This window comes from Spirosoma luteum DSM 19990 (genome assembly GCF_000374065.1).
Taxonomy (GTDB): domain Bacteria; phylum Bacteroidota; class Bacteroidia; order Cytophagales; family Spirosomataceae; genus Spirosoma; species Spirosoma luteum.
In genome coordinates, this window is the sequence record NZ_KB893276.1 from 1 (window position 1) to 21,444 (window position 21,444).

General features: G+C 51.8%; 18 protein-coding genes and 2 pseudogenes. 5 read left to right on the plus strand and 15 right to left on the minus strand.

Translation table 11 applies throughout. The features are described from left to right. The 3 genes from B156_RS0121060 to B156_RS0121070 all read right to left on the minus strand — a co-directional run. A partial coding sequence (locus B156_RS0121060; RefSeq protein WP_018620501.1) for an IS982 family transposase occupies positions 1-692 on the minus strand: 692 nt, incomplete at its 3' end. A 371-nt stretch (positions 693-1,063) separates the two neighbouring features. Next, on the minus strand, positions 1,064-1,780 hold the full coding sequence (locus tag B156_RS0121065; RefSeq protein WP_018621766.1) for a DUF4405 domain-containing protein: 717 nt from the start codon (positions 1,778-1,780) through the stop codon (positions 1,064-1,066). A gap of 155 nt (positions 1,781-1,935) precedes the next feature. Further along, complete coding sequence (locus tag B156_RS0121070; RefSeq protein WP_018621767.1) at positions 1,936-4,737, minus strand: TonB-dependent receptor; 2,802 nt, start codon at positions 4,735-4,737, stop codon at positions 1,936-1,938. A gap of 346 nt (positions 4,738-5,083) precedes the next feature. Here B156_RS0121070 and B156_RS0121080 point away from each other — a divergent pair, with 346 nt between their 5' ends. Then, a complete protein-coding gene (locus B156_RS0121080) occupies positions 5,084-6,547 on the plus strand; it encodes an ArnT family glycosyltransferase (protein WP_018621769.1) in 1,464 nt (487 codons plus the stop codon). Between the two features lie 41 nt (positions 6,548-6,588). Further along, positions 6,589-7,272 (plus strand): glycosyltransferase family 2 protein, encoded by a 684-nt coding sequence (locus B156_RS0121085; protein WP_018621770.1) that lies wholly within the window; start codon positions 6,589-6,591, stop codon positions 7,270-7,272. A gap of 33 nt (positions 7,273-7,305) precedes the next feature. Here the strand turns inward: B156_RS0121085 and B156_RS0121090 are convergent, their stop codons facing one another. The 9 genes from B156_RS0121090 to B156_RS0121130 form a co-directional block, all read right to left on the minus strand. Then, positions 7,306-8,229: an RluA family pseudouridine synthase gene (locus B156_RS0121090; RefSeq protein ID WP_018621771.1), complete on the minus strand. Its 924-nt coding sequence runs from the start codon at positions 8,227-8,229 to the stop codon at positions 7,306-7,308. A 28-nt stretch (positions 8,230-8,257) separates the two neighbouring features. Then, positions 8,258-9,034: a LytR/AlgR family response regulator transcription factor gene (locus B156_RS0121095; protein ID WP_018621772.1), complete on the minus strand. Its 777-nt coding sequence runs from the start codon at positions 9,032-9,034 to the stop codon at positions 8,258-8,260. A 131-nt stretch (positions 9,035-9,165) separates the two neighbouring features. Then, entirely contained in the window at positions 9,166-10,365 is a 1,200-nt protein-coding gene (locus tag B156_RS0121100; RefSeq protein ID WP_018621773.1) for a sensor histidine kinase, read from the minus strand. A 186-nt stretch (positions 10,366-10,551) separates the two neighbouring features. Continuing rightward, the gene (locus B156_RS0121105) at positions 10,552-11,307 is read right to left on the minus strand and encodes an SDR family NAD(P)-dependent oxidoreductase (RefSeq protein WP_018621774.1); all 756 of its coding nucleotides are present in this window, start codon (positions 11,305-11,307) and stop codon (positions 10,552-10,554) included. Positions 11,308-11,469: 162 nt separating this feature from the next. Continuing rightward, complete coding sequence (locus B156_RS0121110) at positions 11,470-12,642, minus strand: acetyltransferase domain-containing protein (RefSeq protein WP_018621775.1); 1,173 nt, start codon at positions 12,640-12,642, stop codon at positions 11,470-11,472. A gap of 20 nt (positions 12,643-12,662) precedes the next feature. Continuing rightward, positions 12,663-13,562 carry a 3-keto-disaccharide hydrolase gene (locus B156_RS0121115; protein ID WP_026260963.1) on the minus strand — a complete coding sequence of 300 codons (900 nt, stop codon included), beginning with the start codon at positions 13,560-13,562 and terminating at the stop codon, positions 12,663-12,665. Between the two features lie 74 nt (positions 13,563-13,636). Then, entirely contained in the window at positions 13,637-13,852 is a 216-nt protein-coding gene (locus tag B156_RS0121120) for a YtxH domain-containing protein (RefSeq protein ID WP_018621777.1), read from the minus strand. A 260-nt stretch (positions 13,853-14,112) separates the two neighbouring features. Continuing rightward, positions 14,113-14,457 carry a hypothetical protein gene (locus tag B156_RS0121125; RefSeq protein ID WP_018621778.1) on the minus strand — a complete coding sequence of 115 codons (345 nt, stop codon included), beginning with the start codon at positions 14,455-14,457 and terminating at the stop codon, positions 14,113-14,115. Positions 14,458-14,467: 10 nt separating this feature from the next. Next, positions 14,468-14,833 (minus strand): hypothetical protein, encoded by a 366-nt coding sequence (locus B156_RS0121130; RefSeq protein ID WP_018621779.1) that lies wholly within the window; start codon positions 14,831-14,833, stop codon positions 14,468-14,470. 96 nt (positions 14,834-14,929) lie between these two features. Here B156_RS0121130 and B156_RS0121135 point away from each other — a divergent pair, with 96 nt between their 5' ends. Continuing rightward, a complete protein-coding gene (locus tag B156_RS0121135; protein ID WP_018621780.1) occupies positions 14,930-15,943 on the plus strand; it encodes a glycoside hydrolase family 43 protein in 1,014 nt (337 codons plus the stop codon). A gap of 4 nt (positions 15,944-15,947) precedes the next feature. After that, positions 15,948-16,156 (plus strand): annotated as a pseudogene (locus tag B156_RS30995) (two-component regulator propeller domain-containing protein); the annotation flags it as partial. A gap of 454 nt (positions 16,157-16,610) precedes the next feature. Here B156_RS30995 and B156_RS0121140 read toward each other — a convergent pair. Beyond that, positions 16,611-17,636, minus strand: a complete 1,026-nt coding sequence (locus B156_RS0121140) for a rod shape-determining protein (protein WP_018621781.1) — start codon at positions 17,634-17,636, stop codon at positions 16,611-16,613. A 356-nt stretch (positions 17,637-17,992) separates the two neighbouring features. Here B156_RS0121140 and B156_RS32655 point away from each other — a divergent pair. Beyond that, positions 17,993-18,112: pseudogene (locus tag B156_RS32655) on the plus strand (IS5/IS1182 family transposase); the annotation flags it as partial. 13 nt (positions 18,113-18,125) lie between these two features. Here B156_RS32655 and B156_RS0121150 read toward each other — a convergent pair. Both B156_RS0121150 and B156_RS0121155 read right to left on the minus strand, forming a co-directional pair. Continuing rightward, positions 18,126-19,004: an SMP-30/gluconolactonase/LRE family protein gene (locus tag B156_RS0121150; protein WP_018621783.1), complete on the minus strand. Its 879-nt coding sequence runs from the start codon at positions 19,002-19,004 to the stop codon at positions 18,126-18,128. A 70-nt stretch (positions 19,005-19,074) separates the two neighbouring features. Next, positions 19,075-21,291, minus strand: coding sequence for a bifunctional alpha,alpha-trehalose-phosphate synthase (UDP-forming)/trehalose-phosphatase (locus B156_RS0121155; protein WP_018621784.1), 2,217 nt, complete (start codon positions 21,289-21,291; stop codon positions 19,075-19,077). Positions 21,292-21,444: the final 153 nt, after the last annotated feature.

The following is a 21,444-nucleotide window of genomic DNA, read 5'->3' on the forward strand; positions in this document are numbered from 1 at the left end:
ATCACCGAATTCTTCATGTTTTTGCGGATTTTAGTAATGATATGAAGTCCCTGCTGATAAAACTGCTCGAAGAGTTTACTGATGTAGCCTTTGTCAGCATAGCATTTGCCGGTTAGGCTTCCCAAGAGCCGACCCAAGACTGTTTCGTTATTGTCGGAGACGCTGGCAGGCGTAAGGAGAAAATTCATAACCTGACCTAACTGATTGATAACCAAGTGTAATTTGAGACCGTAAAACCAGCCTGTTGATGATTTGCCCCGGCTAGCGATGTCTTTGAAGACCCGATGGAAATGAATACGGCGGTTGTCACAGACGGGCAGTTTCTTGCTATCGGCGAAATAGCAACCGGTCCGTTTGCTAAGCAGACATAGGTATTTGGTCAGCACATGGATGGTGGCTACCTGCCGGGGTAGCAAGTCGATAAATCGCTGATAAGTAACAAGCCGGGGGAAGTAGGTAGGCATTTGAGTTTGAACTAACCGCTGATAATAGTATTGAAAGTTTTTGTAGCCTGAGTGATGATAATAGACCAGGATAGTGATGATTTCGCTGTTGCTTAACTCAGGCTGTCGGGTTGGCTGGCGAGTGGGGGCTAAAGCCCGACTGGCCAGCCATTGATCAAATAGATTGACAAAATCATCGACTGCAATGAAGAGTTCAATGAGTTTTTCTTCGGAAATTTGCGACTGCATAGGGGCGAGGAGTTTGATTTGTTGGCTTAGACACCACAAATTTAGCTCTACTGCCCCTATTGCGCTTTCAGCGTCTTGAATCTAATCCAGTATTCACGTTCAATTACTATTCTTTTAACCCACTACCGTAACCCTCATTTAGTCAACAGAGTTTACTAAATAAATCAAATTTGGGAAAAGTCTAACTTTTTAAGGAATGAATCCTGAACCGGTCAGAATCGGGCTTACAATCCGTGTTTTAATACCTTATCCATACGCCTGTCGCCTTCATTTCGTGGCAGCTGTGGGTTGTCTATACAGCAACAGAAAATGGCTCACCACGCCTGTGATGAGCCATTTTGCTGCTTAGTGATAGAGCGGTAAATTCTACCTTACTGAACGGACGGATACGCCTGCTGGACGGCTACTATCTGCCATTTCTTATCCTGCTCTTTCAGAATGTGGGTATACACGGTAGGTGTAGTTGTGGCGGTGCTGGTAGACGTACCCCGTACAATCAGCAGCTGATCGGTAATCGTTTCAGCTTTGTCTACTTTAGCCGTCAGCTTTTCGGCCGTTGTTTGTTTGAGCAGGTTATGCTGAATATCCAGACCACTCAGCATAGTTCCGGCCTGGGTCATCACCGTTGTTTTAGCGGGCAACACCGTTGCCAGGGCTGCGGTATCCGCTTTGTTATACGCAGCAACGTACGCCATTTCCACCGCTTTGGCAATGGAGTCGGCGGTGGTTTGGGCCATAGGTCCCTGCTTGGGCTTCTCCCCCCGAAACAGGCCTTTGCCAAAATTGGCCAACTTATCAAAAACGGGCACATCGAACCCAATACCGGCCGCAAAAATAACGACAAGTACAGCAGGCAGGATAAACTCTTTCTGGATACCACCCGTCCGGCGATTCCTGGCGTATGCAGTTAGCGACGACCAGTTATTGACGATGTGAAAGACGGCCGCAATGAAAAAAAGTATGCCGAACCAGGCGTGCGTATGGTCAATCACATGATTTCCCTGACCGAAATAAATTAACAGACCTGTGATGGCCAGTACAAAGAAAACGACAGAGACGGAAAGGCTAACCAGGTTTTTTGATTTCATAGGAAATATAGAGTGGGTGAAGCGGCAAAGGTACGGGAAGAATGCATCCAAAAAGAGAAACCCCTCCTGCAGGGCAAGAGGGATTGATCACCAACCTAATCTAAAGTTACTCCAGCATTAATTATTTGTTGATAAAGATTACTGGCATCTAATCGTTACCGTGGGCGGGCAGCGCCACCCGTGCGTCCACCGGCCGGGGCCGACTGCTGGGGTTGTGCCGGCTGTTCGTTGCCGTCGCCACCGCCTTCACCTTTCACGTCGTCGTTATTGATCGACTTCCGGCGTTTTTGTGGCGCATCGAAACTCATTTTACCCAGTTTGTAGCTGAACGTAAGGCGAACCCCTGCGTTGTAGAAGCTGGTTTGTGAACTCTGGGTCAGGATGGGCGAAGATAACTCAGCCCGCTGTACAAACGGATGGTTGAAAATGCTCTCTCCCGCCAGTCCCAGGCTTGCTTTTTTGTCCTTGAACTCTTTCCGGACACCCAGGCTGTAGAAGTACATGCTGCTCTGGGAACCCTGCAACTGCACCTGCTTACCCCGCGCACCGCCGAATAGCTGGAAGCCCCAGCCGTTGGCCAGCGTCATGCTGCTCATGATCCGACCACCCACTACCCAGCCTGAATTAGAAGCCGAATAAATAGGGTTGATATTGTTGTTCGTTAGGCTAACGTGGTAGATGTCAATGCCACCACCCAGTTGCAGTTTGCCAAACAGGGTACCGTTACCGAACAGGTTCAGGCCAGCCGCATCCTGACGACCGACGTTCAGGTAACTGGTCCTGATCACCTGCTGCAATACCCCACTGATGGGTGACTGCGATACATCGCGAACGGCCGTAATCTCATTGTTGGTCCGGCGGGCAAAAAGGGTAGCATTCAAATACAGCCCTTTAATGTTGGCACTGGTACCAAACTCAACATTGTCTGTTAGTTCGGGGGAGAGCAATGGGTTACCAATCGTAATATTGGTAGGGTTGGCCGCGTTGATGTTGGGGTTCAGAAACTGGATACCAGGCCGCTGAATCCGGCGGTTGTAGGCTAGTTTGATAATTTTACCGCCTTTCAAATTTTTAGAAATGTTGATGCTGGGCACCAGATTACCATAGTTAGGAACGGCAGTGGATTGGCCCGCCGTTTCGGTACTGAACCGGGCATCAACAAACGTATACTCGTACCGGGCACCGGCCTTAATGCTGTATTTGTTCTTCGTGGTCAGCGTATAGGAAAGGTAACTGGCAGCAATGTTCTGATTGTAAAAAAGCGTGTTGCCCGTGCGGCTGTTATCCACCTGATAATCCCCATTATCGCCGTTGGCTAGAAAGTACTGATACTGGCTGTTAACCTGCCGCAGGATGCCTTTACCGCCAAACTCGATGAGTTGATTGGTTTTTATGGGTGTCTGGTAGTCGGCCTGTATGGTCGATTCCTGGTTGTAGCTCAGGTTCTCGTTTTTCTGACGCGAGGTGATGGTCTGAAAATCGGTTCCGTTCAAAATATCAGCCACGAAGTTATTGGTCCGGTTGTTTCGGCTGTAGAGGGCAAGTACACTAAATTCCTTCTGTGGCTTAAACGTTTTGGTATAGGTCACGTTGGCATCCAATGTGCCCGACAGATCCGTTGTTTTCACGTTCCGGTCGTTCACAATGGGGAAGAAACTGGTTGGGGTGGTAGTTTGCGTCAGGAGGTTAAACTGATTGGTAATGCCGTTCCGTGCTCCGTACCGGATGCTGGCCGTAAGGAATGTGTTTTTGTCGATGTCATAATCCCAGCCCAACTGGTAGTTACCATGAATCCGTTGGTTCAGGGTATTGGCGGTTTGAATTGTCCGCGTACCGGCCGAGTAAGTGTCCGTTGCCAGATCGTACGTCCGGGTGGTCTGGTCGTTCATGAAGGCCCCTCTTACGTTGTATTCAGCCCGGCCAAAGCCGCTGAGGGAGAATCCCATTTTGCCGGTACGGTAGTTACCGCGCAGCCCCAGCATACTTCCCCGGTTACCGGCTCCGCCGTTTATGTCGAGCGTAGCCCCCTGCAGGGTGGTCTTTTTGGTTACGATGTTGATAATTCCCGCCGACCCTTCTGCATCATATTTGGCGGAGGGCGATGTAATTACTTCAACCGTTTTGATCTGGTCGGCCGGAATTTGCTTTAGGGCATCGGCCACACTACTGGCCATAATGGTGGAAGGCTTGTTATTAATCAGAACCGTTACGTTGCTGCTGCCCCGCAAACTTACGTTGCCATCAAGATCTACCGACAGCATGGGTACCTTCCGCATAATATCGCTGGCATCTCCTCCTTTGGCGGCAATATCTTTATCCGCATTGTATACAAGCCGGTCTACTTTCTCTTCAATCAGAGCGGCCTGCCCTACTACGTTTACTTCACTGAGGGTGCGTACATCGGCCCCGATTTTTATCGTGCCCAGGTTAATGTCGGAACCCGATTCGATGGTAATTACGGCACTGCGCTTGTCTTTATAGCCAATAAATGAGTAGACAAGGCGGTATTTGCCGGCAGGCACTTTATTGAGGGTAAATTTCCCTTTGGCATCCGCCGTTGTTCCGTCAATGGGTTTATTGGACGTAGTGCTGACCAGGGCGATGGTGGCAAACTCAACGGGATTGTTCGTTGTCGAGTCCGTCAGCACACCACTGAGTTTACCGTTACCCGGGGCCAGTGGCCGCGCTTCCGATGGGGTAGCTGCCGTTTGGGCCGGTACGCTGACCGGTGTTGTTTCGGCAGGCATGGTAAAGCTATCCGGCGTGGTCGTTGATGCGGGTGTTTTACCGAACGGGTCGGGCGGTGCCGGATTGGCGGGTGTAGTTTCGGTTGTTGCCGGTGCAGTTGTTGCCGGCGTTGTAGTGCCGGGAATGGCTGGTGTTGCGGGCGTTGGTGCTACCTGGGCAAACGATGCCGTTGCACTAACTATAAGTAAGGAGAGTAATAGCGTTTTCATAGCCTGATTAGATTGACACCTCAAAGGTCATCACCCGGTGCTCCCTCCGAAAATCAATCTCGCTGAATGCCCGTTTTTTGGGGTTGAATCCAACGAACAGACCGATGAAGAAAAACCGTGCGCGTCATAATAGCCAGCAAACCGGCAACAATGGGCCCCGAAAAGCCAAACTACCCACCAAACGGATAATTCTGTAACGGGCATTCCCCGACAAAAATCAGCCAAACCCTGGCTACCCATGGCAGTCGTAAAGCGAATAAAAGGCGCGAACGGGGTCAATCACTTCTTCGTAAACAAGTACATTTGCTGCGCAACAGGCAGTTTTTTTGCGCCCTGATAGCCTTTTATGACGCGGTTTTTATTGATTCTGGCAGTATTCTGTCCGTTGTTTTTTCTGTTCACCTACAATTCCGGTTATGGGTACGATGCGTATGAGTACTTGATTATTGCCCGTACACTCAACGAGGGGTATACGCTGTACGACTTTATTCCCTCGAAATCGTATCTGCTGTATGCCTCCACAAACGTGTTGCTGAACCTGCTGGGGGGGTATAATCATACGAGTGTGTCGGCCTTAATTACGCTGCTGGCCACGGGGGTGCTGGTGTCGGCCTGGCGGGCGGCCCGAATTTTCAGTGAGCGGGCGGCCCTGCTCACCGTTGCCCTGACAGCGGTTTGCTGCTTTTTCATGGAAATGAACTTCCTGGAACCCGAAAGCTGGATTGCCATTTTCGGACTAAACGCCTTCGCCCTGGTGGCGCGTACGGATGGCAAATACCCCTGGCGGTGGCTGGGTGCGGGTTTGCTGCTGGGCATAGCCATGTGTTTTAAAAGCGTGGCGGCTTTTTACGTGATTGGCTTTGGTGCGTTTATCCTGGTGCTGGCCCTGACGGGGCGGCTCACCTTCTGGCCCATGGTAGGCCGGGGAATGGGGGTACTGGCGGGGTTTGTGGCCCCCCTCCTGCTGTCGGCCCTGTATTTTTACGCTACAGACCGGCTGGATGAGCACCTCGAGTGGACGTATATTTATCCGTTTGGCGGTTACCCTGCCCACACCCTGTTCCTGACTAAGTTTCTGATCAAGATAAGCTGGCTGCTGCTGTTACTGCTGCTGTCGGTCATTCTGGTTTTGCAACGGCCTTACCGAACCCTCTACCAGCAAACACCGGCCATTTGGCTGGCTTTATTGCTGGCGGCTTTTGCCTGTGTTCCGATGCTGAAGACGCAGGCCAGCCATTATTTTTTCCAGGCTGCCGTATTCTTCTGCCTGCACCTCGCTTTTCTGGCCGATCAATGGCTAAAGCGTTATGAGTCGCGCCACCAAAACGTGCCTTATCGGCTGTTGCTGGCCGGTGGTGGCGGGTTTGCATTACTGCTCTTGATTAGCCTGCTGCTCTACCGACCCCAAACCATCAAACGATTCACAACCCTGGCCGATTACAAGGATGAGGAACAGGCCGGGGCGTTTATCCGGGAAAAAGCGGGACCCAATGGCCATGTGCTGCTGTTCGATAACGCCATGCCTCTTTATTACCTGTCGGACCGGGAGCCTAATGTGCCCTTTATTTTTACCGAGATGCAAACAACACATTACCTCACTTCTCACCCCAACACCTACCAGCGGGCACTGGCCGATACCAGCCTGAAATTTGTGGTGTTTGGCAACCGGGCCAGCCTGATTGATGATAGTACGGCTCTCCGGAAGCCAGTCAACAGGCGGGCTATTCAACAGGTGAGGGCTGGTTTGCAGAAGGACTTTGTCCGGGTAAGTGACCCGCGTTTTTCGTATCCTTACTGGATACGAAAATAACCCATTCGCTGTTGATTTCTCTTTTCCCTTATCTTTGCTTCATGCTACTCTCTGTTCTGATACCTGCTTATAATGAGATTAACTCCATTGATACGCTACTCGAAAAAATTCAGGCTGTTCCTATCGATAAAGAAATTATCATCGTAGACGATGGCTCCACCGATGGCACCCGCGAACGGCTGGCCACCTACGCATCCGTACCGAACCTGAAGGTGGTTCTGCACGACCATAACCAGGGGAAGGGGGCTGCTATCCGTACAGCCATCAAATACATGACGGGCGATATTGCCCTGGTGCAGGATGCCGACCTGGAGTACGAACCCCAGGATTATATGGCGCTGGTACAACCCATTGCCGAAGGGAAAGAAAAAGTGATTTACGGGTCCCGATTCCTGAAGCCGGAAAACCGGCACTCGTACATGAGCTTTTACATTGGTGGCCAGGTCGTTACGCTACTAACCAATGTCCTGTACAACCAGCGCCTTACCGATGAGCCAACCTGCTACAAAGTATTCGATGCGGACTTCCTGCGCTCGATTCCCCTGAACTGTACCCGCTTTGAGTTTTGTCCGGAAGTGACGGCCAAAGTAGCCAAACGCGGCATCCGGATTAAAGAGCTACCTATCAGCTATTACCCCCGGTCAGTTGCCGAGGGCAAAAAGATTTCGTGGTTCGACGGCATTGAAGCCATCTGGGTGTTGCTGCGCTACCGGATTACGCAGTAGGCAGAGCGGGGTCAGGCGTATACCCCAGCCAGCCTACTCGTCTATTTTCTCCTTTACCGCCGTAAGGAAAATCTTCGGTACCGGGGCATCGAAGCGCATGGATTCCCCCGTTATGGGGTGCTCGAAAGCCAGCACTTCGGCGTGTAGGCCCAGGCGCCCAATTGGGTTGGTTTTGGAACCATACTTGACATCGCCCGCAATAGGGTGCTCAATATCCTGCATGTGTACCCGAATCTGGTTTTTCCGACCCGTTTCCAGTTCCAGTTCCAGCAGCGAAAAGCCATTACCCGATTTAAGCACCGAATAGTTAGTGATGGACAACTGCCCGTTGTCCGGGTTCTGACTCGAATACACGATCAGCGCCTTACTCTCATGCAGGTACGACGTGATGGTTCCTTTGGGTGGTTCCGGAACACCTTCCACCAGCGCCACATAGGTACGCTGCCGGGTGGTGGCATTCCACGACTCCTGCATCAGCCGCTGAACGTGCTCACTCCGGGCAAACATCATCACGCCCGACGTTTCTCGGTCGAGCCGGTGAATGATAAATATTTTGTTCTGGGGATTTATTTTCTTCACGTATTCGCTCAGAATACCGTAAGCGGTACGGTCCCGCTCTTTATTAGTAGCCATCGACAGCAGACCGGCATGCTTATGAATCACGATAATGGCCGGGTCTTCGTACAGGATAGTTAGCCCCCGGTACTGCGCCATTTCGGGAACGCGGTTAGCCGCAACGGTCACAATCTGCCCCGGCCGTAACGGATGATTGAACTGGGTAAATACTTTCCCATCAATCAGCACCTGTTTGTTGCTCAGCAATGATTTTATGTTGCTCCGGTTCTTGTGCGGCAAATGGGCGATCAGGAACGCCATTAACTCGCTGGGTTCTGATACGGGGAGTTTAGTGTCGGTACGCTGACCGCGTGCCCGACGGGGCTGGTCTGGTTTGTCCATACCACAAAGGTACGGTTATCAAGCCGAACTACTTACCCAGCCACTCTTTAAACTCGGTCATCCGGTCGCCACTGACGAATACTTCCTGCCGGGATTTGGGGACCAGGTCCAGTTTGAGCTTACCCGCCGAGTAAGCATGAATCTGTTGAATGGCCGGCAGCGACACCAGAAACTGACGGCTTATACGGAAAAAATGCCGCGGATTCAGCAACTGCGTCAGCTTATCCAGACTGTAATCGACGGGGAGCGAAAGCCCATCTCTGGTTACTAAAAAAACAATTTTCTCTTCGAGATAAAAATAGGCGATGTCGGAGGTTTCGATGCTGCGGATTTTTGCGCCTACCGTAATCATAAACCGGTCTTTATAATCGGTCTGTTTCGATTTTCCGATCAGGCTGAGCAGCGTGTCAATATCGGGAGCGGGAGCGGCCTCCTGCCCAAACTGTTTTTTCAGGGATTTAAATTTCTCGATAGCCGCTACCAGTTCGTTATAGTTGATGGGTTTGAGGAGGTAGTCGATGCTGTTGACCTTAAACGCCTGAATCATGTATTCATCGTAGGCAGTCGTGAAAATAACCGGTATGGTCAGGGATGTCTGTTCAAAAATGCGAAAACCCAGGTCATCTTCGAGGTGAATGTCCATGAACACCAGTTCTACGGGCGGGTGGGGTTCCCGGAACCAGGTCACCGCTTCGGCCACCGACGGAATCCTGTTCAAGACGGTAATGGCCGGATCATATTTATGGAGCAGACTCTCGAGCCGTTTGGCCGTCAGGTTTTCATCTTCAATAATAACTACGTTCATGATGAGTAGAGAGCGAATGAGTGAAATTTCTGCCGCGCCATCTTTTCGCTCCGTACCGGCGGCCCGGTTTTACTTGATTAAGCGTGGAAGAAGTGTGCTAAAGAGGCATCTGTTTACTGGTTGAGGATTCTTCAGCCCAGTACAGCTCCGACCCGCTCGGAGGCAAATTCATCAACTGGCAGGCCGCTTATGCGTTCGTTGACCAGCAGCGGTACTTTTACCACAAAACTGCCATCACTTTCACCCACCCAAACGCGTCGTTCGGTGAGCAGGGTATACCGGGTAATGATGTTTTGCAGCCCTACGCCCGTTGAGTTCTCCGATTGCGGACGGGGTTGGAGGTTATTGCGCACCACGAGATTGTCGTCCTCCAGTTGAATCTGCACCTGTAGCGGTTCTTTGGCCGACATCCGATTGTGCTTCACCGCATTTTCGACTAATAACTGGAGGGTTAGCGGAGCAATGCTGTAGCGCGTCTGGTCCACTTCGGGTACGTTGATAATCACATCGAATTTGTTCTCGAAGCGTATATTGAGTAAAAACCGGTAAGCCTGAATAAACTCCAGTTCGGTTTTGAGCAGTACGCGCTCATTGTCTTTCTGCTCCAGAATATAGCGGTAGGCCCGTGATAACTGGTCGATGAATTTTTCGGACAGTTCGGCATCGGCATGAACCAGCGATGATAGAATGCTGAGACTGTTGAACAGAAAATGCGGGTTTACCTGGCTTTTCAGCGCGGCAAACTGGGCCTGAACGTTTTCCTTTTCCAGCCGTTCCGCCTGTACCTGTACATCTTCCAGCCGCCGGTAGGTACGGCGGTTAGCCGCCAGATAAAACGCAGACAGCATGGCCATTACGGTCATCCCGTTGTTTACCCGCCGACGCTGCTCGGACCGTTTGCGCCGTTCTTCCTGAACAACCGGTGGCAGCTCGGCCTGCTGGGGACGAATATCCTGTTCTTTCCGAATACCAAACTGTTTTTCCAGCGTGCTGTCCAGTCCGTGCCAGATGCCGTAAAAAGCAAAGTTGAAACAAACGGCCAGCGCACTGGCAATGGCCAGCGTAGCCAGTTGAGCCGGTATTTTAAACTCGATTAGGAACCCTTCGCCAAACTGTTTGAACAAGTGTTGCTGCAACCATTCCGTCACGGTAATCCAGGCGTAAAAAAACAGCACGCTCAGGACAATTTCCAGAATCCAGAAGGGGATACTCCGGGTAATCATGGCCTGCGTCCAGGCACCTATGTTGACATACAGACGAATGGGCCAGTAAATAACGAACACGCTCAGGGCGAGTTGCCATTTTTGCGAATTCGTCAGACGATTGGACATAGTATGCTTGGTTTATGAACAAAACTACTTCTTTCCGATACGCAGCCAAAAAGAAACCGGCCGAATGCCCGTTTCGGGGTTGGGAGTGCCCCCATTCGGTTTTTGAGCCGACGTACCACCCCGGCAGAATCAACGGCCGGGCCAGTACCGGCTGGGTTCAGGCCCGGGTTTCAACCACTACCCCACTCAATACGTGGCTCGTCCGCCCGACAAATCGAAGATAAACCCGGTGGTGAAGCTGGCTTCTTCAGACACAATCCAGGCCGCCATGGCGGCTACCTCCTCCACCGTACCCAACCGCTTCATCGGTATTTTAGCGGTCATGTACGCCAGCTGCTCGGGGGCGGTTTCCTTGTTCATGGCCGTATTGATAACGGCCGGAGCCAGTCCATTGATGGTGATGCCCGTTTCGGCATACTCTTTTCCGATGCCCTTCACCAGCCCGATTACGCCTGCTTTGGTGGAGGAGTAACCCGCCATGAACGGATTTCCTTCTTTACCGGCAATTGAGGCCAGGTGCAGAATGCGCCCGTAGTTATTTTTCTCCATTGCTTTCAGCGCGCATTTGGTCATCAGAAATGCGCCCCGCAGATTGGTGTGGTACATCCGGTCAAAATCGGCGACGGAATAGTCCGTGATTTTGGTGCTGGTTGGCCCAACAATTCCCGCCGAATTGATCATAATATCCAGCCGGCCAGCTGCGTCAACAACCGCCTGCACTTCTTTTTCAACTGAACTCTCCTGCGACACATCGACAACGTGGCCCGTGACGGTAAATCCCTCCCCGACAAAAGTAGCTACCGTCCGCTGGAGGGCTACGTGGTTAATATCGAACAGGGCCACCGTGGCCCCCTCCGTTGCCAGCCGCCGGGCAATGCCTTTCCCAATACCTTCCGCACCACCCGTAACGATGGCTATCTGATTTGCAAATCGGTTTACCATATACTAATGTCTGTATTCTCTGATTACTAGAGTACTCAAGGTCTGTCAACTGACTAAACCTACCCAGATAATTGCCCAAAAACAAATGGGTGTTCAGGCTAATTTATGGGTCTGAACCCGTAGCCCGCTCATTGAGCAGTAAAAGCTACCGGTCAACAAAATCTATACATACCGTAACCACCCGATTTCGGGATGCTGTACTTTGTAGCGACCATACCAGGTACAGGCGGGATACAGCAACAGAACCAGACCGAACCAAACAGCATATACGCCGGGTAAAGAGATACCAGCCCCCGCCGGTCGGCCAAAATTCAGGGGTCCTGTTGGTATGTCGGCCCACGAGTAACCCTGCAGGAAACTCATGGCCAGCATGGACAGATGGACCAGGTACCAGTGCAGGATGTAATAAAACATGGGCACCGTACCGTATACCGTTAGCCAGCGGGTAACGGTGTTGGTAACCCCCTCTATCCCGGCCAGGAATACCAGCATCAGGCCGAGCATCAGCAGGTCATACAACAGCGATGGCGGGTACTTTGTCAGGTTAATAAAGGAGAGCAGGGAGAATAGCCCGTTTTTCTGCGGAGACCAAGGAGCCGGGTCGCCGTAGCGATTCAGGAAGCGGAGCAGGATAAACAAGCTTAGTGCCACCAGGCCAATGCGTAGCAGCAGTAATTTCCGCTCCCCGGATGGCCGTTCCATCAACCGCCCGCAGGCAAAGCCCGTGAGCATTATTCCCAGCCAGGGAACAAGCGGGTAGCCTACCAGTAAGGTAAAGGCGGGACTGACCGCAAACAACTCCGTTCGGAACAATAAAGACCAACCCAACCGGGCGGCTGGATCGCTAAAGGCAGGTACGCCCTGCAACAGATTATGCCCAAACACAATCACCAACCCGATAACCCCGACCCACTTTACCGGCAACTTCGACAGTAGGGAAAGCAGCACCAGACCGCCCCCAATGGCGTAAATCACCTGCAGCATAATAGTTTGAAAGTGGATATCGAACCAGAAAGCAAAGTTGATAATGGTCAGTTCGAGCAGGATGAGGACCAGCCCGCGCTTCAGCAGAAATTGCCGCCCTACTGCACCGGGCTGATTGGCTGTCATCTGCTTCCGAAGCGATAGATACGCCGATGTTCCGGACAAAAACACAAATGTTGGGGCACACAAATGCGTGACCCAGCGGGTCATAAAAAGAGCGGGTGTCGTAGTGGTTAAGTCCGTGGGGTTTTGCGTGAGAGCGGGTGTGTGCAGCAAATCGCGCACATGGTCCAGGGCCATAATGACCATGACCAGTCCACGCGCTACATCAATGCTGGTTATACGCTTCATGTGGGAGCCGAACAGAGAGTCTACCGCTTTTTGTACTGGCACTGCGTATTATCGGACTTCACGAAGTACGACTTGTAATTCAACGCTTTGGGGTCCGTGCACCCTTTCAGGTCGAGCACTTCCACGTTTTTAAAATCGATGGGGTGGCTCTCGGCCTGCAACGCAATATAGCCTTCGCCGAGGGGCGTGTTGGCGCGGCTAATCCAGTATTTGGCGGCTTCGTCGCTGAAATGCCCGGACTGCCAGTTGTCGGGGGCGGTAAACCCTCCGCCCACCTGCGGACGCTCGAACGTCAGGACGGTATCCCCATTAACCACGTGGTGTACAATAGAATCACCCAGCACAATAGCTTCGGCCGTTATCCACTGGTCGCCGTCGTAGGTTTTCGAGTCGGAGTCGATGCAGTGCGCTTCCTGGAGTTTGTTGTTCATGTGGACCTGGGTGCCGGGGGTGCACACGTTGCCCGTGTGGCGCGGCCCTTTGCCCAACCCACCCAGCAACTGGAGTTCGAGTGATACCGGAAAAGTTTGATCCAACGACAGGCTCTGCGCCGACTGCGAATGGACCATTATGCCACTATTCCGTACATTCCAGCTGTCACCACCGGGGGTCTGCTCCCCTACAAACCGGTACATAAAACGCACCCGGTAATAGGAGAACGGCTTTTTGTAGTAGATGTGGCCGTATTTACCATCGAAGGTTTTGTACTGGTCATAGGCAATGCGCATCATCCCATCCTCGACCCGAACGGTGTTTTTATAATTGTCATTGAGTGGTAGTCCGGCAATTTTGATATCCCAGCCGCTGAGGTCTTTTCCGTTGAAAATACGGACCCACTCTTGGCGGGAGGCTGATTTTTGGGCCAGTGCCAACGGAACGGTCAGCACGAGTAACGCTATTATGTGTAGTGATTTCTGCATGGTTATTGGCATAGGGATCAATTCATTACCTACCGGTACGCCGGCCGCCGGCATTCAGGCCTTGCTGTACTGAATCAGGGGGCAAACGACTTTATGGTGTCTATCAGCTGTTTTACCTGCTCACCGGTTTTTCCCCATTGGCTTTCAATCCGCAGCCATTGTTCTTCCAGTTCCTTTTTCTGGTTACTGGCGGCTGTGGCCAGTTGGTTTCGGGTATTCTTTCCCGAGTGGGGAGCGATCAGGTAACCAATGGCCAGGCCCGTGGCAACCCCAGTCAAAAAATGTTTCATAAATATAGTACAGTATAATAGGAAGACGTACTCTCTGATAGCTAAAAGTACGTAGTAATTCCAGGCTACTCCCTTTCCTGCCAGATACAGTATCCGTGTTAAAAATTATACGGCTTCGAGCCATCAGTATTTCAATTCTTTACTATCAATCAGGGCACCATTTTCGTCCTTTAATCCTTGCCAACTGCCTTACCATCAATTGAATCTACGCGGATATACTGCCATTTATTCTGAAGACAAAAAAACAGTATGCCTACTGGCTATCGGCATTCCGCTTCATCAGGGTATAATAGTCTGTCAGGGTCGGCAAAAAAATCCCCGGAGTTGTTCCGGAGATTTTCAAAAAGAGGAAGAGTAAAAGGCGATGACAGGAATGCTATGAGTTTGTTTACACCATCGAAGCGCAACTCGCCCGGTGGAAATTTAACGAAGGAACTGGTGTTGAACTCATCATCCTGCAGGCCATCGCCCAGCGTCAGTGCGTAGGGGCCCGGCGCGATGGTGGGTATTGATTCATTGACCACCTCGAAGGCAATCGACTGCCCGTTCTCCCCCCGTAGCCGGGCGAAAAAATCAGACTGATCCGGTCCCCAGCTGGTGTACAACTGATAGTGGTCACCCCCGTGATGGCAAAGGGACTCGTGGGCGGGGGGTGAAGTTGACGCTGAAGCGGTTTGGCAGGGTGGGCGAACAACTCACCGTGGTGACCCCCTTGATGGCGAAAGGACCGCTGGGCTGGATAACACTCACCGTCACACTGGCCGTAGCCGAGCAGCCGTTAGCTCCCGTCACCGTGACCGAGTAAGGCCTATCGGCACTGGCCGTAATGGTGCTGGAAGAAGCCCCGGTTGACCAGCCGAAGCCAAAGGGCGGAGTGCCGCCACTGGCGTTAGCCGTTAGGGTGGTGGTTTCTCCCTGGGTAATAGTGAGGCTGGGGTTGGCTGAGATGCTGACCGTGGGCACGCTCTGATCACCCGTCACGGTGGTGGTACGGCCCGCGTAGCGGGAATAGAAATATGCGCAGTACCATCCGTTACAGTGTGTTACTTTTGCATAAACCTACTAACGTCGACTACTATGAAAACGAGAATTGTCTGTTTTGCCGGGCGGCTAATTGGTAAAGTTTTGCTGATTAGCGGGTGTGTATTTACACTCGGGTTGCCCGCTTTTGCCCAGAAGCCAATGCAGCACATCTCGTTTAAGCCCGGTGCCGTGTGGCTAGCCGATGATGGCCTTCCAATCGACTGTCATGGGGGCAATATTATTTACATTGATTCCCTAAAAACCTTCTACTGGTACGGAGAACACCGGGGAGAACCGCGGGGGGCATCCTGTTATTCGTCGAAAGATCTTTACAACTGGAAGAACGAGGGCGTAGTATTGACAAAAGATACGATTGAAACGTTTGAACGGCCCAAAGTGATCTATGACGCCGTAAAGCACCGGTATGTGATGTGGTTTCATTACGACGGCAACCGCTATACTATTGCGGAACTGGGTGTGGCCGTCAGCGACAAACCCACCGGGCCGTTTGTTGTGCAACATCATTACCGGCCCAACGGGCATGAATCGCGGGATATTGGAATGTACACGGACCCTGAAACGCAAAAAGTTTACATTGGCTATGCGGCCGATCATGTCAACCGCACCATTCGGATGGTGGCCTTATCGGATGATTACCTGAGCACCACTACCCAGGACACCGATATAGAAGCCCACTGCGAGGGGCCCGGCATTTTGAAGAAAAATGGTGTTTATTACCTGCTCACGAGCGGATGTAGTGGCTGGACACCTAACCCGGCTACGTACTACACGTCCTCAAACATCATGGGCCCCTACACCAGCCATGGCAGTCCGTTCGTGGGTGATGCCGGAAACAACTCGTTCAATTCTCAGCCGTGCTATATTTTTAAAATTCCAGGGTACACAAACGCTTACCTCTACATGGGTGACCGATGGAATGGGGGCGGTCACCCGGATTCGCAGTACGTGTTCCTGCCCATCACCATTACCCAGGATGGTAAAATGGAGCTTCACTGGTACGACGAGTGGAATCTGAACCTGTTTACCCCGGAGAAGAGTAGACGGTAAGCGATCTGTGCAACACTATGGACCCGAGCAGGGCTTATCGCACCGGGAGGTGAACGCCATTTTTCAGGATCGGCAGGGTTTCATGTGGTTTGGCACGAAATTCGGCCTTAACCGATTTGATGGCCTGAAATTCACCTCCTATACAAAAGAGCGGAACGGACTAGATTTGATGATATACAATCCATTGCTCAGGATGCCAATGGCTATCTGTGGCAAGCTGCCGACGGCAGGTGGTCATCGGCGAGCCTGTCTATTCGGGTGCGTGTACATCACCCCTTTTATCTGCGCAGCTGATTTCTGTTCATGACGGCACTGCTGCTGGCGTTCTGAATGTGAGGTTGGGTGAGATGGCCTATCTGGCAGCACAGGACTGAGCAAAAGCGGCTGGAAACCGAGATTAAGTACGCAACGGTCACTCATGCCCGTTCTCAATTGGGTTAAATGGAAAAGAAGATATAAACTTCGTGAACCCTACCCTAAGGCTAACTGGTACGTTTTAATGAACGATGGCCGTGAGCGATAGTATTTGGCAGCATTAGCGCTTCCCCAATGGATTAGCCCTGGTAAGCGTTACTTTATCTAAACGTACCCAAGAGACATGGGACTGCTAAAACGGGTGGATAAAATGTCCCCACTTCCCAGGGTCATCAACCCCTTTAGCTCTGGCTTAGCGAATCAGGACTGACTCGTACCTGGCCATATCCTTGATGAACTCCCCCGTACCTTTAACGACGGCGCGAAGGGGGTCATCGGCAACTTGAACCGGCAATTGGGTTTTAGCGGCTAAGCGCTCACCCAACCCATGTAACAGTGCTCCACCACCCGTCAGGTGGATACCATTGGTGTAAATATCGGCCGATAATTCGGGGGGCGCCATTTCCAGTACTTTCAGGGTGGCTTCCTCAATCTTGGCAATCGATCGGTCGAGGCAATAGGCGATTTCCCCATACGTTACCTTAATTTCTTTGGGGATGCCTGTCATCAGATCACGACCCCGAATCTCATAATCCGCCGGGGGGCTGCGCAACTCAGGTAAAGCCGAACCGATGTGCATTTTTATTTCTTCCCCCGACCGCTCACCGATCAGCAGATTGTGTTCCCGACGCATATAATCGACGATGTCACGGGTAAAGACGTCCCCCGCAATGCGGATGGATTGTTCACAGACGATGCCCGATAAGGCAATGACGGCAATTTCGGTGGTGCCCCCACCGATGTCAATAATCATTATGCCCGTAGGCTGAGTAATGTCAATGCCAATGCCCATGGCGGCAGCTAGGGGTTCGTAGACCATATAAACTTCTTTGGCCCCGGCATGTTCGCACGAATCCTTGACGGCTCGTTTCTCCACCTCTGTAATGCCCGATGGAATGCAGACTACCATCCGGTGGGAGGCTGTGAACAGTTTGTTTCCTAGGGGGAGCAGTTTCACCAAGCCCCGGATCATTAATTCAGCGGCTGTAAAGTCGGCGATCACCCCATCTTTCAGGGGGCGAATGGTTTTGATGTGCTCATTGGTCTTCCCATGCATTTGCATGGCTTGATGGCCGATGGCTAGAACCTTACCGGTTCGTTTGTCGATGGCAATAACGGAGGGCTCATCCACTAAGATGCGGCCGTTGTGCATAATCAATGTATTGGCCGTACCCAGGTCAATGGCAATGTCACTGGTCAAAAAACTAAAGAGTCCCATATAAGGATAACGCCCAATCGGACAGAAGCCATACTGAAACCAGAAAGGTTTTAAGCTAATTGACTTAAAGAAAAAAAGCCTGTTTCAATTGTGTCTTGCCCTGATATCATTCGGACGTTTAAATGAACGGTTTCAGCATTGACCCGTCCTGATTTGTGTTGACAGGCTGAAAGCTTGTTGGCGAGTTGTGAGATGGATGCGTCTTGGCTGACCGGGGCTATGATGCTAATGAATTGATAGAGTGGTTAGAGCAGGCCGATACGGAAGTCGTCATTCCTTCCAAAAAGAATCGCCTTGTTGAACGGTAAATTACCGAAAACTTGGACACGGACCGTAACAAACGGGCCGCCCGAGCGGTGGAACGGCTTTTCGATAAACTCAAGCAATACAGGCGGGTCGCTACTCGCTATGAGAAAGCGGCTTTGAGCTTTGCCGGGTTTGTTTATTTAGCTTCGGCTTTTATTTTGTTAGCATGATTGTCAACACGCCCTAATCAATCTGTACCCTCAGAACACTGCCCGTTAAGGGGTAAGCGCTCAGTTGCTGGTCGGTGGCTCCCTCCCGGGCGCTGGTAACGAAGAGGGTGCCATCCGGATGAATGGCTAGCTTGGTTGGGTTGACGACCGGAAGTTGAATCGACTGTAGCAACTGGCCTTCGGTTGAATACTGGCGAATGGTATCTCCACCGTAATGGCCCAGCCACAGATTACCCGCCGAATCTGTAGTCCCCCCGTCTGGTGAACCCTCATAAGGCCAGTCAAGCCACAATGTTTCCTTTTCCAGTAGGCCATCCTCCCCGATAGATGCCCGCCAAACGCCTTTTGATCGGCCTGGATGACCACTACTTTCCAGTATATACAGTGTCTGGCCATCGGGAGAAACAGCCGGGCCGTTGGCAACCATAAAGTTATTGGCCAGAACGACCTCGGATAAGAGTTGACCATCGGCGTTAAACGCATACCGGATGATCGTACCCAGGGGCTCCTGTGTTTTCATGTCCATCGTGGTCGCATACAGATTCCCGGCTGCGTCCAGTGTGGCGTCGTTAAATCGAATAGACGGTTGGTCGGCATCAATGCAGTTCAACCGCTGAATGGAAAACGCCGGTGAGTTGGTTATGTCTGCCAGATGCAAACCCGATTTTAAACCGGCCCAGAGCTGGCCATCGATACTCGGTAAGACGAAGCCAATGGGTTCGGGCACGGTCCAGTACCGGACTGGATAGCCCCTGGCTTCCGCGAAGTAGACCCGCTGCCCGATAATATCGACCCACCACAGACCATTTCGATCTGTATCCCAGGCGGGGCCTTCGCCTAACGAACATCGAGCTTCTACAAAACAGCTTATTCGGGGTTCTTTTTTCGGCATAGCTGGCTACTAAAAAGTACAGGACTGAAAAAGAAGGTATGCCATTTGATACATGGCTGGACGTATCAACTTAGGCCAGATCAATAGGACACACAGGGTCTACAGGAGCAACGAATTCTTCTAAAAGGGATAGTACCTGCGCTACATCGTTAAGTCGGTAGCGAGCCTGGGTAGGCTGCGGCCCTATTTTGATGGTATAAGGGGTAATCGTCCCTAACGCGGAGAACATATCTTCGTCGGTCTGGTCGTCGCCCATGACCAGAACAACGTCATACGGTTGAGTTGCTGCCCACTGACAGGCTATTTTTCCTTTATCAGTGTCGATGCGTTTTACTTCAACGACTTTCTGGCCGTCCAGTAATCGTAGTTTGTTGGGCAGCAGATGCTCCAGCAGATCGATAAGCTCGCGGGACCGCTCAAATCCCATTCGCTCGCTCGCTCCCCGGTAATGCCAGGCCAGAGAGGTTTCTTTTTCTTCGATGAAGGAACCGTTACATCGGCTGACGAAATCGGTCAGCAGCGGACGTAGTGCTTCTTTCCAGACCCCGTTTGATTCCCCGTTTCGAGTCCAGGCACCGTCCTGTTTGCTGGATGCCCCGTGTTCAGCGACGAGGTCAATGGGCAGATGGCCCAGCCATTTCTCCAGGGTCTGCTCCGGTCGGCCACTGATAACCAACACCTTATTTTTAGGATCGGCGGCCAACTCACTCAACCAGTTGATTACAGCAGGCGTTGGACTGGCCAGTGCCGGGTCCGTCGTAAACTGAACCAGCGTTCCATCGTAATCCAGGATGATTAACCGAGACCTGGCCCGGGCATACTGGTCCAGCATGGTTTGTTTCGCATCATCTTCCAGGGCAACCGCCTGACCCGTTTGCTCGTCGGGCTGCGTCGTAAGCAACGCGTCGATGAAGTCATTCGCCCACTGCTTCACATCATAACCGGCAACTCGCTCCTGCATCGTGACCATACGTTGCCGTTGCTCGTCGGGTGCCATCGTCAGGGCGTTTAGCAACTGATCGGCAACCTCGTATTCATCGAGTGGATTGACCATCAGGGCTTCTCCCAGTTCCCTGGCCGCGCCCGTCAGTTCACTCAGGATAAGAACGCCCTGCTGGTCCTGCCGGGAAGCTACAAACTCCTTGGCAACCAGGTTCATGCCGTCGCGGAGGGGCGTAATCAACGCCACATCACAGGCCGAATAAAGGGCGACTAACTGGGAAAACGTTACGTCCGAGTAGCGGTACACAATGGGTAGCCAGGTCAACGTACCAAACAGCCCGTTTATCCGGCCTACGGCCTGCTCGATCATTTGTTTGCGTTCCCCATACGGTTGAATCTGATCGCGTGAAGGAACCACCACCAGAATGAAGACCAGTTTCTCTACCCATTCGGAATGTTTCCGGAGCAGCACTTCCAGCGCGTCCAGCCGTTGCATAACCCCCTTGGTATAGTCTAAGCGGTCGACCGAAAAGATGATTTTATCCGGATACGAACGCTTTAGCTCCAGCCGCTCCAGCACCACCTCTTCCTCCGCGAAGGCATCATGAAACAAGCTGTAACTGATGCCAATCGGGAAGGCCCCCGTTTGAACCTTCGTCTGATCAGTTGCTATGGTTCCTAGGCGATGGGATAAACCCAGGCCCAACTGGACCGATTGCAGAAAATGAACCCGATAGTCGGTGGTGTGAAACCCAACCAGGTTAGCGCCCAGCAGCCCGTTCAGCAGGTAATTCCGGCATTTTTCCGGCAGCAGGCGAAGGAGTTCATAGGACGGAAAAGGTATGTGCAGAAAGAAACCTATGGTGGCCGAGGGCTTCTTCTGGCGAATCAGCATGGGCAGGGGCAGGAAGTGATAATCATGCACCCAGACCAGATCATCGGGTTGCAGAAGGTCAATCACTTTATCGCAAACGGCCTGATTGGCCGCTTTGTAGGCCGTCAGGTATTCGTTGTGGTAGTCAACGTACGAAGGGAAATAATGAAAAAGCGGCCAGAGCACCGAGTTGGCAAACCCATTGTAAAACCCCTTGTTGGTGGCCTTGTCTAAAAAGACGGGTACATACTCAAAATCATCATTGACCAGATGCTTATGCTTTTCCCAGACATGCTGGGAGAAATCGGCACAGCCGATCCAGACGGGTTTCGGAGCCGAAGCCGGGAAGTCCAGCGATTTGACGGCAGTGACCAGTCCGCCCGCCGATGGTTTGACGGATGTTACCCGGTTTTCGGTCTTGAACGAAAAGGGTAGCCGATAGGAAATAAGGATTAACCGATTGTTATTCATACTAAAGCAAGTCAACAAAAGAGGTATTCCGACTGGCCGCTGCCTAACTTCATGCATACGCCATTACCTTACAAAGTGGGCCTTTTCATCGGCCGAAGGCAACTTTACGCCGGAGCCGGGGTTCTGCGTGTGAACAATTCTTAAAACACGGGA